Annotated in this window: 5 protein-coding genes; 3 read left to right on the top strand and 2 right to left on the bottom strand. The window is 61.3% G+C overall.

Going from position 1 to position 15889, the window contains the following annotated elements:
• Nucleotides 1-60 precede the first annotated feature (60 nt).
• The 3 genes from AC07N4_RS03540 (at nt 61) to AC07N4_RS03550 (ending at nt 1732) form a co-directional block, all read left to right on the top strand.
• Nucleotides 61-1008, top strand: a complete 948-nt coding sequence (locus AC07N4_RS03540; RefSeq protein ID WP_493064958.1) for a SphA family protein — start codon at nt 61-63, stop codon at nt 1006-1008.
• Between the two features lie 255 nt (nt 1009-1263).
• Nucleotides 1264-1458, top strand: coding sequence for a type II toxin-antitoxin system RelB family antitoxin (gene relB / locus AC07N4_RS03545; protein ID WP_096820227.1), 195 nt, complete (start codon nt 1264-1266; stop codon nt 1456-1458).
• Nucleotides 1391-1732 (top strand): type II toxin-antitoxin system RelE/ParE family toxin, encoded by a 342-nt coding sequence (locus tag AC07N4_RS03550; protein WP_096820007.1) that lies wholly within the window; start codon nt 1391-1393, stop codon nt 1730-1732. The genes relB and AC07N4_RS03550 overlap by 68 nt, the downstream gene beginning before the upstream one ends.
• A 49-nt stretch (nt 1733-1781) precedes the next feature.
• On the opposite strand, the gene AC07N4_RS03555 is transcribed toward AC07N4_RS03550, so the two are convergent.
• A complete protein-coding gene (locus AC07N4_RS03555; protein WP_493064959.1) occupies nt 1782-14276 on the bottom strand; it encodes a filamentous hemagglutinin family protein in 12495 nt (4164 codons plus the stop codon).
• 192 nt (nt 14277-14468) lie between these two features.
• A complete protein-coding gene (locus AC07N4_RS03560) occupies nt 14469-15578 on the bottom strand; it encodes a substrate-binding domain-containing protein (RefSeq protein WP_102621803.1) in 1110 nt (369 codons plus the stop codon).
• Nucleotides 15579-15889 lie beyond the last annotated feature (311 nt).

Here is a 15889-nt window from a genome sequence, read left to right on the forward strand (position 1 = left end):
AGTGGCCGGGCGTCCTGCGCGCCGGCGGTGCGCCCAAACACAATAATAATGAGGACGGACATGACCCCGAACCGCGCGACATTCCCTGTGCGACTGGCGCTGAGCCTGCTCGGCTGCGCCGTGACCCTGCCGGCGCTGGCCACCGAAGCCGGTGTCGACAACATCGGCACCGGCACCGACGGCTTCTTCATGCTGCCGCAGGAAGTCGACAGCCTTCCCGAGAACATGGTTGCCTTCAACCTCTACTACAACCACTACAAGGCGAGCAAGCTCAACATCAGCTCGTTCGGCGGCAAGGTGCCGAATGTCGAAATCGAATCCACCGCCGTCATCCCGCGTATCGACTACCTGAGCCCGGTACGGGTGTTCGGCGGACGCCTCGCCGGTTACATCGCCCAGCCGTGGCTGAAGCAGGAAGTGTCAGTGTTCGGCCTGAGCGACACCCGCGAAGGCATGGGCGATACCACCATCGCGCCGATCATCCTGTGGGACATGGGCAAGAACCTGACCCTCGGCGCCGCTCTGGAAATCACCGTGCCCACCGGCGAATACAGCGTCGATCGCCTGGCCAACACCAGCAACAATTTCTACACCTACAAACCGCTGTTCTCCTTCACCTGGCTGCCGACGGACAAGACCGAAGTCTCGATGAAGACCACCTACAGCTTCAACGAGAAGAACAAGGACACCGACTACAAGTCCGGGCAGATCTTCCATTTCGATTACTCGGCCAGCTACAAGATCACCGACGACCTGATGCTCGGCATCAACGGCTACTACCTCAAGCAAACCACCGACGACAAACAGTTCGGTCACACCGTGCAGTTCGCCGGCCAGGACGTTGATGACGGCGTACGCGGCAAGGTGTTCGCCATCGGCCCGGCGCTGCACTTCACCTTCCTCAAGTACGCCAGCGCGGAGATTCGCTGGGCCAAGGAATTCGACGTGGAGAACCGGCCGGAGGGGGAAATGTTGTGGGCAAAAGTGAGTATTCCGTATGCGTTCTGAGTGCATTTGTAGGAAGGCGCGCGCAGATTTGTAGGCTGGAAACCTGAAAAACAAAGAGGAGGAATAGGCCTACAGCGGCGGTCGAGATTGCCGAACAACGGAGAGAAACGTCCGGCAGATTTCAAAGGGGGTGTTTGCAGATACTGGATCCCGCAGCTTCATGGTTCTTCAAGGGCTCATGGAGTGCATCGTCTGCCAGTGACGACAATGGGCCAATCCCCCCTTAGACTGCTGAAATTGATCACGGAGATCACTATGAGCATATTGCATTCCCCGTTTTACTCTGACTTCGAATCCGAAGAAGAGGCAGAGAGCTACGATCGCTGGTTTCGTGCAGAGGTACAGGATGCACTGGATGATCCTAGTCCTGGTATTCCTCATGATGAAGTTATGGCAATGCTCGACCAGATGCTGGAAGAGATACGCAGGAAGCGCCGCGCTGCAGCTTGAATGGAGCAGCAAGTCCTCGCGTCAACTGGCTGACATCTTCAAATACATCGAGCAACACAATACCAATGCTTCAATTTCGCTAAGACACAAGGTGGGTGCAGCAGCACAGCGACTTTCATCAATACCTTATGGCTACCGACCTGGCCGAGTACCTGGCACTCGCGAAATGGTGATTCATCCGAACTATCTGCTGGTCTATCGAGTGAATGGCCACATCAAAATACTGAGGGTGCTTCACGCCCGACAAAAATACCCTTCAACTTCAGCAACATAAAAAAAGGGCGGCCAAATGGCCGCCCGAAGCGTACTACACGAGAGTCCTTTTACAACGTCAGTTGCCCCCGCTCCTCCTCGGTCAACTGCTGTTTCGCCTGTTCATCCAGCGCCCCGGCGCCCAGCACCTGCACCGGGCTGTTGGGGTTGTAGCCCGGTGCAGGTGCACGGCTGGCGCCATCGCGGGTCGGGGCCAGTTGTTCGTTGCCGAAGCTGAGTACCTGCACGGTGAACACCGAAGCCTGGTTCTGGCGCGAGGCGGCTTGCTGCTGACGGGCGACGTCTTCCGCTGCCTGGGTCGCCGATGACGCAGCCGAGCTGGCCGAGGTGATCGCCCCGGTATTGACGGCCGAGACCACCGGCACACCGGTTGCCTTGCCCTGCACCGCAATGTTGGCGGCATTGACCACCGTCAGCGCGGCGATGTTGACGTTGCCCGAGACGCGAATCCCCGCCTCGCCCGCATCGATGGTGCCCAGCGGCGCAATCAGGTCGATGTCCCCCGGTGCCACTTCGGCAATCGGATTGAGCGTGGCGATACCGGCACCGGTGCTCGGCACTGATGGCGACAGGGTCACGTTGCCCCAGGTGTCGTACACGCGTTTCGGCGGTGTGTAGACCACGGTGGTTTTCGAGCCGCGACCGGCGTTGATGTCGCCCTCGGCGGACCAGCCGAGGATCGAGCCGCCAAACGTGGTCATGATCCGGCTCTGCCCCAGCAGAATGCTGCCCTGGGAGTAGAGCTGAATGTTGCCCGAGCCCTGAGTGATGATGCCCGCCGTGGACGGCGGCGCCGCGCCCTCGATGCCGAACACCTGACCACCGCCCGGCGTAAGCATCTGGATGTCGCCACCGAACAGCGTCTTGACCCCGGCGCCGCCGTAAAGCGTGATATCGCCGTCGTAACGGATCGGGTTGCCGGCCACATCGGTGGTCGGGAAAAGCGCAGCAATGGCGTTGCGACCGCGCAGATAACTGCCTTTGCGTGGGCCATCGGCGTCGTTGTATTCCAGGCCGCCGGCACGCAGTTCGGCGAAGTACACCTGACGGGCGAAGATCGCCTGCTCGGCGCTTGGCAGCGCAGCGAAGAAGGCTTGCGCCTGTTCTGCGTTGCCGCTGAAGCCGTAGCCGAGGGTCAGCCAGCTCTGCAGTTCGTCGAGGTAGGTTTTGACCACCTTGCCCGGTTGACCACTGAGGGGCACATCAGGATTGGCAAGGTTCTGCGAGTTCAGGTAATGCGCAATGAACCGCGAATAATCCACGCCCTGCGCGCCCGCACCCGCCTGCATGACCACACTGGCGCCAGGCCGGTTATCCCCGGCCACTAGCGGCCCGATGCTGCTGATGCCGGCACGATCCTCCATCAGGATGTTGCGCCCGGCACTCATATCCAGCAGACCAGGACCGGCGATGTCGAAGCTGCTGTAGAGGATGTCGCGGCCGGCGGAAACCCGTGACACGTCATGCGCACTGTTGTGAATGAACAGGTTGCCCGAAGAACTGATGGCTTCGTTATTCCCCATTTCCTTCGGCGCCCTTGTCGGCTGGCCCAGATTGGCACCCGACGCCACGATATCGCGCCCCGCCAGCATCCATACCGGTGCTGCCGCTTCGTACCAGGTGCGCAGTGTGGTTGCAAAAGACAGGGTTTCGCCGCTGCGCACACCCACCAGATCACCGGACAATGCATAAAAACGAGCCGGTGCCTGTACGCCGCTCAATCCCGAGTAGGTGTCGGCACCAAAAGCGAACAATGGATAACGCGAGTTCAGACGCGGTGCTATGCCATCGTTGCTGTAGTTACTCGTTGTCGGCCTGCTGTCGGTGTATTGCGCATACCCCGTGAACGCAGGGGCAAACGGCGTTGCAATGGCCAACAGGCTGGCGCCGGACTGATTGATCGCGTAGCCACCGGCGTAGATCGAGTCACCGGCCAGCATTTCCAGTTGCCCCGCCCTTGAAGGCGCCAGCAAGAGTGAATAGTTCGTTGCGGCAGGCGTCCCGTTTTCACTGAACGTGGCCGAAGCACCGGCATAGATGGAACCTTGCCCTGCCACGGCACGCAAAATCGACGGATACACGAAGCGTCCGTCAGTGGGGGACGTGTTGAGATTCGGGACAGCCCCCTGCGAGTCGGTTTCGGCCAATTGGGTACTTGGCGTCAGGTTGCCCCCCGCCGAAAACAAGTCGATAGCCGTGTGATCGGTCCACAACGAGAAAGCCGACAAGCCGCCTCCTGCGTGAACAACACCGTTTGCATCCGTGAACGGCGTGGAGTTCTGCAGTTGGACCCGCCCAGGGTCGGCTGCGCCACCGAGGACCAGATCACCACGGGTGCTCAAGCGCATGCCCGAGTCGCCGGGTATCAGCACCAGCCCACCGGAAGCACTGCCCAGAGTCGAGGTAAACGGATCGAAAGCCCGGGTTTCGCGCGGGTCCTGATAGGTTGCGTAAGCACCATACTGCAGCTTGATCGCACCCGATGCGCCAGCCGACATTTGTGCCGCTCCGCGCAGGTTGATCAACGCACCCTGCAAATCGTGGCGTGGCGTGGCAGTACCGGTTTGCCCGGCACGTGCCTGCAATGACGGGTTCAGCATGCCGCCAATGCGAATGTCCATGTCGCCGCCACCGGTCAATTGCAGGCTGCCATCACTGCCCACTCGTCCGGTACTGCCCACTGCAACGATCAGACCCTGACTGCGTGGGTTGGTCACGCTGTCGCCCAGCGGCTTGAGCATACCGGCATCGCCTCCGGCTCGCAGGCTGACGTTGCCGCCGCCGAGTGCGCCGAAACCGGTAAAGCCCACCAGGTAAGGGGCGGTATCACTGCCCGCACCAGGCAGCGGCTGGGTAGCATAGCTGCCGAAGTTGATCCACCACGCCGTCGGCACATTGCTGTTGCCCGAGCCCTGACGCCAGAGCCAGTTGCCCACCGATGCGCTGGCCACCTGCTCTCGATAGACCGCCGTGTTGCTCGGCCCACGACGTCCGACCGCATCACCGGACACCGAGCCGCCGGCATTGATCGTCAGGTTGCCACCCAATGTCGGGTACCAGGCCTGATAAAGACTTTCGGTACCGCCATTGACCCATTTTTCGTAGTCCGCCCCTTTACTGCCCAACACCGAGTTGTCGTCGGTCAAACGTCCACGTGGCTGGTTATATCGCTGATCGATGTCGCTGGACTGAGTGCCGGCCGTGTACACACCGTAAGGTGAATCCATGCTCAGGTTGCCGGCCGCCAACAGATCGAGATCGCCGGTACCGGTGCGCAGCACGCTGAACATTTGCGAGTGAGTGGTGACAGCGATGCCACCCTTGTTCGGCATGCAGCCACCCGGATCGATGTCGCACCAGTACAGATCCTCTTCACTGATCGGTGTACCCGGCTCCTTGCCCAACCAGTTGCCTTCGGCCCACAGGAACTTGGCGGGAGCGACACAGTCCGCAGGATTTTCATCGCAGAAATGCAGATCGGCATCGGTCACGACCGAACCGGCCGGGCGGTTCTTGGAGTTGCCTTCAGCCCATTTGGTGTCGAGCTTTTTCTCGGTCACTTTCAACCCGTAATGGGTATCCGCCAGACGCAGATTGCCGTCAGCCGTCAGCGGCTTCAACGCACGGCTGTCGGCGGACTCAAGGTCGGCGCCGGCCACTACGCGCATCGACCACGACGTGCTGCCCGGTGCCAGCATGCTCGCGATGGCCCAGTTGCTGCCCTGCTGCGTTGTGTTTGTGTAACCACGCAGCTCAATGAATGCGGTGCCATCGGCAAGCACGACGTCGGTCATGGACGGAATCAGCGAGCCGCGCAACAACGCCAGCGGGCCGCGCAATTTAACGCCCACAGCGTTGTTATCCGCCCCGATCGCACGAGGCAGCGGCACATCTTTTGGCCAGAGCATGGCAAGCAGGCTGGTGGCATCGTTCAATCGAGTGCCAGCCCCCAGCCGACTGCCTGCCGGCAATGTCACGCGGTCATTGAGCAAGGTGCCGGCGGCGTACAACAGGTTGCCCGATGCATCATGCACGGCGCCTGACAATACCGTGCCGGCGCTGATCGTATAGGCGTTGACCAGAACGCCTTCGGTCGGCAGCAACGTACCGCCCGCCAGCGTGGCCGCTTGAATCGGCAAGTCGTAATTGAGCGTGGTGCCCGCCGGAAACAGAGTGCCTTCGGCCAGAGTCACGCCGCTGCCCGGTACAATCAGGTCGCCGCCAAACGGCTGGACACCCGGCAGCAGTTTCCAGCCAGCATCATCGACGGTTTCCAGGGGCTTGGCGAAACCGTCGTTGATGCTGCCGTAGATATCCAGATTGCCGCCGGCACGAATCACCAGGCTGCCGGACTCACCAGAGCCATAGACCGGCGTCTTCTGCGAGTTCGGGTTGAGGCTGGCGTAGCGGTAATGCGACAGGTCGATATCACCTTCTACCACCAGATCGCCATCGGCCGTCTTGCTGACGATCTCGACACCGGGTCGCAGATGGAACGCATCGGCGTAGGACGCATTGTTGAGCCCGGCGAGCTTGCGTTGCAGCAGATCATTGTTGGCCAGCGCCGCATCGATGAACGTGGTGTTGTCACCGTCGATACGAACGAACATGGCCTGATCGATCACCTGATACGGCCGGCCGCTGGCGGCCGGATCGACACCATCGCGGGCATCCGCATAACGTCGCACGCCATTGAGGCCGATGGAGCGCGCCCCTTCAATGGTCAGCGTACCGCTGGCATCAATGGCGATATCACCGACGCCAAGCCGTGGCGCGTTCAACTCCAGCGTACCGCGCGGCATCCCGTCGTTTTGCCCTGGCAGCTTGCCATTGACTGCATCGGTGCCATGACGCAGATCGATCCGTGCACCGGAGGCCAGTGTGAGCAAGCCATCACCGGAATTGAGTTCGACCATGGCGCGGTTCGGCGCGTCGATGATCTTGCCGTAGCTGTCGACCCGCAACACACGACCATGGGCATCGAGCACGGCATTACCGGAGAGGGTCAGGCCGTTTTTGCCGGACAGGCGAATGCTGCCGACCCGCTCACCACTGGCATCGACACGACCGCCAATGGTGAGGCTGCCATTGTCCACCACCACATTGACTTCGCCGGCCTTGAGCCCGTCGCCGATCAGCAGGTCACCCTGTTTGAACTGGAAGCTGCGACTGCCGAACACCTGCCCGGCGTTCAAGCGCTGATTGAGTGCGGCGAACTGTTCATTCAAATCGCCACCCAGCCGTTGCGCACGGATGTCCACACCGGCGGCCTTGTACGGCACCAGCGTACCGCCGGCATCGTAATAGCCGCTGCTGGCACCGAGGATTTCACCTTGCAGATCGACCTCCCCCGCATTCACCGCCAGTGCCACAGCACTGAGATTGCCGGCCTGATTGTTCTGCGCCGACAAGTCGATACGTGAGCCCGCCGCCTGGCGAATGTTGCCGTTGTGGCTATAGAGCGACACGTCTCCGCCCCAGCTGTATTTCTTCACGTCATTGAACGGCAAGGTGCGCCCGGCCAGATCCAGTTGCGCGTTGCCGGTCAGGCTCAGGTCGCCTTCTGCCTTGACCTGCAGCTTGCCGCTGGCCAGCACGATACGGCCGTCGAGTACGACGTTGCGCGCTTCAAGACTCAGCTCTGCGCCCAGCGCATCGGCCAATGCAGCGCCACCGGTACCGGTGAGCGTCAAATTGTTGCCCGCCTTCAATGCGTTGACCGATGCTGCTTCGCCCGTCAGCAACGGCGTCAGCAGCGTAAGGTTGCCGCCGCTGTAGGTGTAGCCCTTGACCGGGTCATACGCGCCCTGTTCCTGGTACACCGACAGGCTGCCTTTGTGGTTGGCGGTAATGCGCTCACTGGCCCTGAGATTGACGTTGGCGAAACCCAACGCCAGGCGATCGTTCTGATCCAGTCCACTCGGTTGCGGACTTGGCCCATAGCCCAATTCGATCCGCTGCGCCTGGATGTCGAGGGTCCCGTGACCGCTGCCGGCCCCGCCCTTGACCACTGCACCCGGCTCTTGCGGGGCACCATTCCAGATCAGGTTGGCGGTACGGATGGTTGCGACATCCCGGGCATCACCCTGTCCGTAGATCGCCGGTGTGGTCAGGATCAGGTTTTGCAAATTGCTGCGACCAGTTTGCGGGTCCAGCGTATCGAGCGAGACACTGCCGAAGAAGTTGAAGGCGTCACGGGCTGTCAGGCTCAAGGACTCCAGCGCCGGAGCACCGAATTGCGTATCGCCCCGCAGCAGACGATCAAGCACGTTCTGGCTCAGCGTGAGGCCGACTGGCACGCGCCCTTCTGCACCCGTCAGCGCCTGCGCATTACCGACATTGATCGCACCCACCGCAAGCCCCAGGTGGCGTGTGCCGAAACGCACCGCGTCGCTCAGCTCAAACTGATTGTCGGTCGCCGCGGTGATGCTGCCGTTGGAGTAAAGTATCGCCGGGTTGCTGCACGGCTCAAGCGAACAGCTGCCGATACGGATACTGCCCGCTCCATTGATACCCACGGCCTTCGCCGGTGCCAGCACGCTGTTCCAGCCATTGGAAACCAGCAGCAGGCTGGCATTGCCGGGGTCGTAGACAAACCCGTCGGTTGAATCGAACGGGGCGTCACCACGTCCCAGCGTGTTGATACCCGCGCCGGCCTCAAGGGTGATGGTGCCGTCGATCTTGCGAGTCCGCAGAACCACTTCCGGCGCAGAAAGCACGGCACCTTCACGCACCGTGATGTTGTCGGAGCCGATGTTGTTGGCGAAGGTGACAATATTGCCCCCACTGCCGTAGTCCACCGTTGGCAAGGCGCCAATCGCCAGCCTCCCGGCATTCATTTGATTCAGGCTGTCGGCGTACAGCGAAATACCCGTGAAACCCTGTGTACGCTGTCGACCCGCACCCAACACCTCGATGGTGCCATCGACTGAACGCACAACGGCGGTACCCGCCACACCGCCCTCGGTCGGCTTGAACAGCACCTGTCCGTTGAAGTCCAGGGCAATGTCACGGTCCCCGCCACTGTTGAAACGCAGCTCCAGCAACTTGCCATCCATCGGCGCCAGCGCCCGTGACACGCCCAGGCGCGCCGCATCGTTTTTGATGAACTGGGTGAAGCCGGTTTCGTTGTATTGCGAATAACGCCGCAGTACATCGGCCGAGGTCAGAATCAGCGCGCTGGAGAGACTGTCGCGTACACCGCTGTTGGCGATCGACATCTGCCCGTTGCTGGTCCATGAACCGTTGCGCATCTGCAACGCAGCACCGGTCTGCCCGCCCATGACCTGACCGTTGACCTCGACGCGAAATGCACCGGGCAACAAGGCGAATGTCGACGGCAGCAAGGTATAAGTGCCGGCCGCCAGCCCCGGCACACCGGCGGCGATGGTAATTTGCTGGCCGATACGCGGATCGACCGCCCCCGCCTCGGCGAGCACCGGCGCATAAACACTCTGATTACCCGGCACGATGGCATAAACCGGATTGCTCGCCAGCCCCGGCAGGCTGAAGGTGCCGTCATTGGCATTGCGTACCAACGGGTTGAAACGCGCATCGGTCGAACCGCCACGACCGGAGACAAAGCCTGCGCCACGCAAGTCGCCGCCTCCCGAAAGATCAATCACGGCACCTGACGCGACGTCGATGTATTGCGACAGCAGGGTCACTCCCGTCGAAGCGCCGACAATCCCTTTGAGCGCTACAGGGCTGCCGTTGTAGCGATAGTCGATGCCATCGGTTGTACCGCCGTAAGGCATGACCAACCCGGCAGCGCTGACGGACGTGAGACTGCCGGGCAATAGCTGGACTTCACGGGTCAGCACTGACTTGGTGTTCTCGCCCAGCATGATCGAACCGAGCGGCGCCCGTAGCACACCACCTTGCTCGATGCGGCTGGCAGCGAGCGTCAGATTGCCGAACACCGAGTAAGGCAGCGCAGTCGGCGCCGCGCCGTTGGAGAGAATGCGCAGAGTACCTTCAGAGGGTGACGTCTCCTGCTGAAAACCGGCACGCACCCTGGCACTCGCCCCAGTCACCGGGTAGATCTGAGCCGCGCTGAGGCTCAAGTCACCCGCCGCCCAGAGTTCGGACTGTGTTCCAGTGGTGGAGGCAAGAAACCGCATATCACCCGAACTGGCGAGAGAAACCTGGGCGAAGCCACGGCGACCAACCTGCCGGGCCGGGCCATTGAGTTGCGCAATCGAACCCGACGTACCGAATGACAGACTGTTGCCGATGTCCAGCAGGTTCGACGTGGCGACGAACTGCGCCGCCGACAGGTTCGGTGTCGGCGCATTCATGACCCTTGGGCGGATGACGGCGTTGGAGCTGTAATAGACGCCCGTGCCCAGCATTCGCAGGTAAGGCGCAGACAGATTGATTCGCGCGGTGCCTTTCGAGTTTTCGGCCAGCGACACGGCGCCGGCATACAGGCTCAAGCTCTGATTCAGATGCAGGTCGACATCGCCGTCGAAGGAAATCAAGCCGTTGCTCAACAGGCCAAGATGATCGAAACCGCCTGTCATCAATGCATCGGCACTCAGCCGCGTGCGACCGTAGACCAACTGCCGGTCTGCCTCACCGGGCTCAAGATCCGCCGGCAACAGCGGCTCGCCCTTACCCTGGCCAATGATCAGTTCCCTTGGCAGGCGTACCTCGTTGGTGGCCAGGTTGGGATTGTAGATCGGCGTTTCCAGTGCGATGTCCAGTCGACCACCGGCAGCACCTGCACCGCCCGCCGCCGCCCGCAGATCGCCGTCGATAAACAGGCCGTTGTAGGAACTCAGGGAAATCTTGCCGCCATCCGTGGCAACCGTGGTCGACCCCTGACCGGCGATGTCCAGCACCGCCTGAGTGCCAGAAGCGTCAAGACGTGCACCGTTGCGCACGATGACATAAGCGTCGGCCGACGTGGCGGTGGCCTTCTTCGCATCGATTTCACCACCGATGATGATGCTGCCACCCTTGCCGACCTGGCCATAGACGCGTCCCAGTGCATCGACTGCCGTGGTCGCGCGACCGGCCACATCCAGCACGGCGCGTTCGCCAATCCAGATCGAACGGTTATGGGCTTGATTGGCGGCTTCCAGGGCATTCTCGGCCGGATCGCTCAAGCCGAACTGCTGCTGGCGAATATCAAGGGTGCCGCCCCACGCGTTCAGTTCGCCATTCACCGTGATCTGCCCCGGCCCGCGCAGACCGATCCGTTGCCCGGGATCGACGCTGATGCGTGAACCCGCGCCAAGCGTCAACGCGGACTTGAGCGGATCGATCAGGCCGGCCTCGCTCGATCCAGCCTGCAACGACAGGCTGGCGCCACCTCGTTGAGTCAACACAGCCTTGGTCGGGTTTTCCTGGAACAGCGTCGGCGTCCACAACTCCAGTGCCGTCTGCGGATCGACGCCGCTGACCTGTTTCGACGCCGCTTCAGCGAAACGATAGACCGGCATCGTGACGTCGAGCACGCTGTTGTCGGCGACCTCCAGGCCGTTCAAACCAATAATGCTGTACGCCGAGAAGCCCTTGCCGAACAGGTTCGGTGCCAGTTGCAAGGTGCGTTCGGCCAGCGTCTGGTCGGTCTGCCCGATCATGACCTTATTGGCCTGTACCAGCAGCGTGCCGCCCCCGGTGACACCGTATCCGCGCACATCACCATCAAGGATGAGCTGTGTGTTACCTGGCGCGGCGTTGGCGCTGGACTCCAGCGTCACACTGCCGCCCTTCCCGCCGCGAGTCTTGCCGTTCGCCAGCACAGCGGCGCCAGACGAAACATCCAGCAAGCTCCCGGCCTGGACGTCGATATCGCCACTGCTGCGGATCGAAATCAGGCCACCGTTCAAATACGCAAGGTGGCTGCCGTCATCCGGGTTGGTGCCCAGATTGCTCCACAGACCGCGCGTATCCAGTTGCACACCGTCAGCCACAGTGACGCGGGTTGCGTGCCCTGTCGCGGCAGAAATCTTCGTGTCAGCGACCTTGTTGAGCTGCAGCTGATTGAGCACGTTACCCAAACGCACACTGCCACCGCGGGCCGTGAGATCGGCATCGATCTGCACATCCGGCGCGTATAGCGTGATGTCGCCGCCGGCATCGACCTTGAGCGCATCGTTAACGTCGATCAGGTCTTTGGCAGACACTTTCAGAGCGCCCAGCCTGAAACCGTTGAGTTGATCGGCATCGAGAAACAGTTTGCCTTTGCGCGCCTCGGACACTGAAGCGAGCAGATTCTGGTCATTGCCATCGGCCGGTTTCTCACCGCCAATACGTACCTGGTCGAACGTTGGATTGAGGCCGTACAACAGGCCGCCAGCGGAGGCGACATAGGCCGGGTCATAACTGCCGACGATCAGTTGCGCACGCCGCGCCACGGCTGTCTGAGACTGTTCATAACCGTCCAGTACAGCACGCGGTGACTGGGTCTGGCGCTCACCCTGATACACCTCGCCGAGCATTTGCCCGTTGAGCACGGCGCTGCTGGTCGCAATCACCAGTTGCCCGGCATCGCGGCCCACGGTGTAGCCCGACTCGACACGTTTGGTCGGCGCGATCAGCGGGCTGTAGTAATAATTCGTCTGGCCCCAGCGCTTGCTGCTGTCCTCGTAGCCTTTGTACAAACCGCTGTAAAGAATATCTCCCGGCGCTCGAGAGATTTCATACAGACGCCCGTCGGCACCGCGCAGCCAGCTCTGGCGAATCTCGCCGCTCTGTACATCCAGCGTACCGCCGGACAGATTGATCAACGAACCTTGCTCGGTGACCACATCATTGCCGGCGAAACTGACCCGGCCGCCTTGCGCCATCCACTCACCGATGCTGTGGTTCTGCGTGCCCAGATAGCCGCCGACTTCGAGCAAGCCGCCGGCGGTGTACCAGCGGTCCGTGGCATAGCCGTTGGTGCCGGCGGGGACATACACCAGTTCGCGCACATCGACCCACACGTCATTGCTGTTCAGCGCACCGCTCTCGCGGTTGACCGACGCATCACGCTGCTCGTTGCCCTGTACGTTGATTTTGATGTTGTTGGATTCCATCGCGACTTTTACGCCGATGGCGCCGGACACATCGATCATCGCGCCGTCACGCACCAGGCTGCGACGCCCTGCCGTCACGGCGACCTGACCGCCTGTGGCAAGCGTGATCGAGCCGTTCTGGAACTCGACGCTGCCGCCGCTCTGCACCTCGATACGCGACTGGTCGCCGCGCACCTTGTTGTTGGCGTTGACACCGGTCAGCGCGGCTTTGTGCTGACTGTCGAGTGCCGTCAGATCGCTGCTGTCGAGCAAGATCGCCGTGGCGCTGCCCTGCCCCAGGGTGACGCTGCCGTTGGTGTCGGTGGCCGGGTTGAGCAAGTGGATGGTGCCGCGCGTTGCCACCGAAGTGCTGGCCAGCAGCACACCGTTTTGCTGCACCTCATGGCCGGTCAGGGTGATGTCGCCCGTGGCGGCCTGAATCAAACCGCTGTTGCTGACCTTGCCGGCACTGCTGCCAGCCTTGAAGCCCGGAACGACTTCACTGCCGAACGTCGTGGAGAAGCCGTTGCCTTCGGTACCCGAGCCTTTGCGGATATAGAAACGATCGCCGGCGCCGAGCACGGTCTGGCCTTTGGCGGTGTTGATGCTGCCGTCGTTCTGCACCTCGTTGCCCAGCAGCAAGGCATAGCCGCCGGCATCGGTGGACGTCGCGGGCGCGTGGGTTGCAATCGCCGCGCCGCGCTCTACCAGTACCTTGCCGGCAGCGTCGGTAAAGGTCGGCTGACTGGCGTTGCTGTCGAAGTACAAGCCGCGGTCACGGAACTGGATGTCGGTGATATTGGCGGCAGCGGCCACCAGGTTACGCACGTTGACCTGGCTGCTGCCGCTGAACACGATGCCGTTGCGGTTGATCAGCATCACCGTGCCGTCGCCCTTTATCTGCCCCTGAATCTGACTGGCGCGTGCGCTCGGATCATTGACCCGGTTGAGCACTGCCCAATTCGATTGCTGGGCAAACTCGACCGTGGTGTTGCGGCCGACGTTGAAGGTTTCCCAGTTGAGAATCGCCTTGTCGGCGGTCTGTTCGATCTTCACCGTAGTCTTGCCATCGGCCTGGGACTGCTGCGGGCCTTTGGCATTCTGCCAACCCTGGGCAAGGCTGTTATCGACCTTCAACCCGCCCTCGCCCAGACCATCCGGCACAAACTGCACCGTACCCAACGCCGCCGAGCGCCCGGCAGCCTGAGCCGCTTGCTGCGCGGCAATCGCGGCCACGGTGTTGTTCAACGTCTGAATCGAACGTTGCAATTGCTGATTGGCTTTCTGTTGCTGCGCCAATGGCGGCGTCATTCCCGGTAACCCACCGGTGCCGGGCCTTGCAGCGGCGGCTTGCTGGGCGGCGCCCTTGGCGGCAAACCAGCCCGAGCTGAACGCCGTTTGCGCGTGCGCACTGCCTGCCACCAGACACAACGCCACCGCCTGAGCCAGCGGCTTGAGCAGCCACAATGCCGGGTCCATGGCATCACGCTTGAAAGACTGGACGTTGGTACGACGACGGGATGGGCGAGCGAGCATCACTACGAGATCCTTTTAAGAGCTGCAGGTCGGCAACCACCTGCTGTTAGGACATAGGCGGTTGGCAAGGGGCACGACCGAACGGATGTCACACAAACTTCATGTTGGGGGAGTAATTGCGCGCGGTTCCGGCAAAAAAAATGGCAGCCCCAAAAGGGGCTGCCATTCAAACCGCTGACTTGAAGTGAAACCTTACAGAGGACGGCCAACAGTGTTGCAGACGCTGGCGTTGTTGATGTCCAGGTTGTTGCCGGTGGAGTTGGTGATGAAGTTGGCGGTCACAGCGTTTTTCCAGTTGGTCGGAACCACGCTGAAGCCGTGAGCTACGGTCGCAACGGTGTTGCCTGGAACGCTGTAGTGAGTGGTCAGGAAGGCCTTCACGTCAGCAGCCACGGATGCATCCTTGTAGCACTGGCCGAAGATGAAGTTGGTGTAGGCAGCAATTGGGTAACCGGTGGCTGGGTTGGCAACAACCGGAGCCCACTGAGCTGGATCAGCCGGGTTGACTGGCAGTGTGGCCGAAGACAATGCGGTAGTGACGTTTGCGGTGGTCGGCTGAACACCGTTGACGCGCGAAACGACGGCATTGCTGTTGGCATTCACGCCATCCGGACCCACGTAGCCGATGGAACCGTCAACAGCGTTCACGGCAGCAGCGACGTCAGAGGTGTTAACCACGCCTACGAAAGTGGTTGGCAGTGGAGTGCCGGCTGGCTTCAGGGTGTTGGCGAACGTGGTGGTGACGGCGAACTTGGTTGGGCAAACCGCGTTCAGGTGGCGAGTGAGGATTTCCGAAGTGCCGCTGGAAGTGGAGCGATACACAACGCGAATCGGGGTGGCGTCAGAGTTGTTCAGCAGGTCGCCCCACTTGGTGGCAGTGCCCGAGAACACGTCGCACAGCTGAGCGCTGGTCAGGTTCAGAGCGGTCTGGCCGGTCTTTTTGTAAGGAATGGCAACCGAAGTGGCGACCGAAGGCAGTTGGATCAGCGGGCCGTAAGTGGTGCTGTAAGCGGTGTTGTAGTTACCGATTTCGGTAGCGCTGAGCACCGAGTCGCTGCCAGCGAAGTGAACCGTACCGGTGGTTTTGAACTGCGTCGAATCGTTGGTCAGGAAAGCCACTTTACCCACGCCGCTGCCTGTGCCCAGGTAGCTGAAGTTGGCTGGCAGGATGCTGTTGGCAGAACCTTTGTACAGAGCGGCAGGCAGAGTCGCGCCACCACCGGTTACGTTGGCGGCCATGGCCTGGGCGGAAGCCAGGGCAGCGACGGTCAGGGAAGCTGCGATCAGAGTGCGCTTGAACATGAAGAATCTCCTTTTCAACTAGGTTGGGAACACAGGTTTTCGGATTGCTTGCATGACACTGGGAGGACTCACCGCTGACCTTCGCAAGCGGGGTCCGTGGTTAAGTCGCACTGAGAAATTCGCAGTTTCCGGTGACAGATAAAGGAAAAAACCTCGGGAGGTGCAGGCTGATTTTCGAGGGATTTACTCGGGTGTTCTGCTGGTTATCCGGCGTGTCTAAGACAAGCTTTTCGAGGGAATCGGCCACAGCCCTTGAAGGGCCGTTGCAGATGACAGAAAGGAGAACCCGAGGATGCTGTTTTTGGCGCTCG

This window comes from Pseudomonas sp. GW821-FHT09E04, assembly GCF_059416185.1.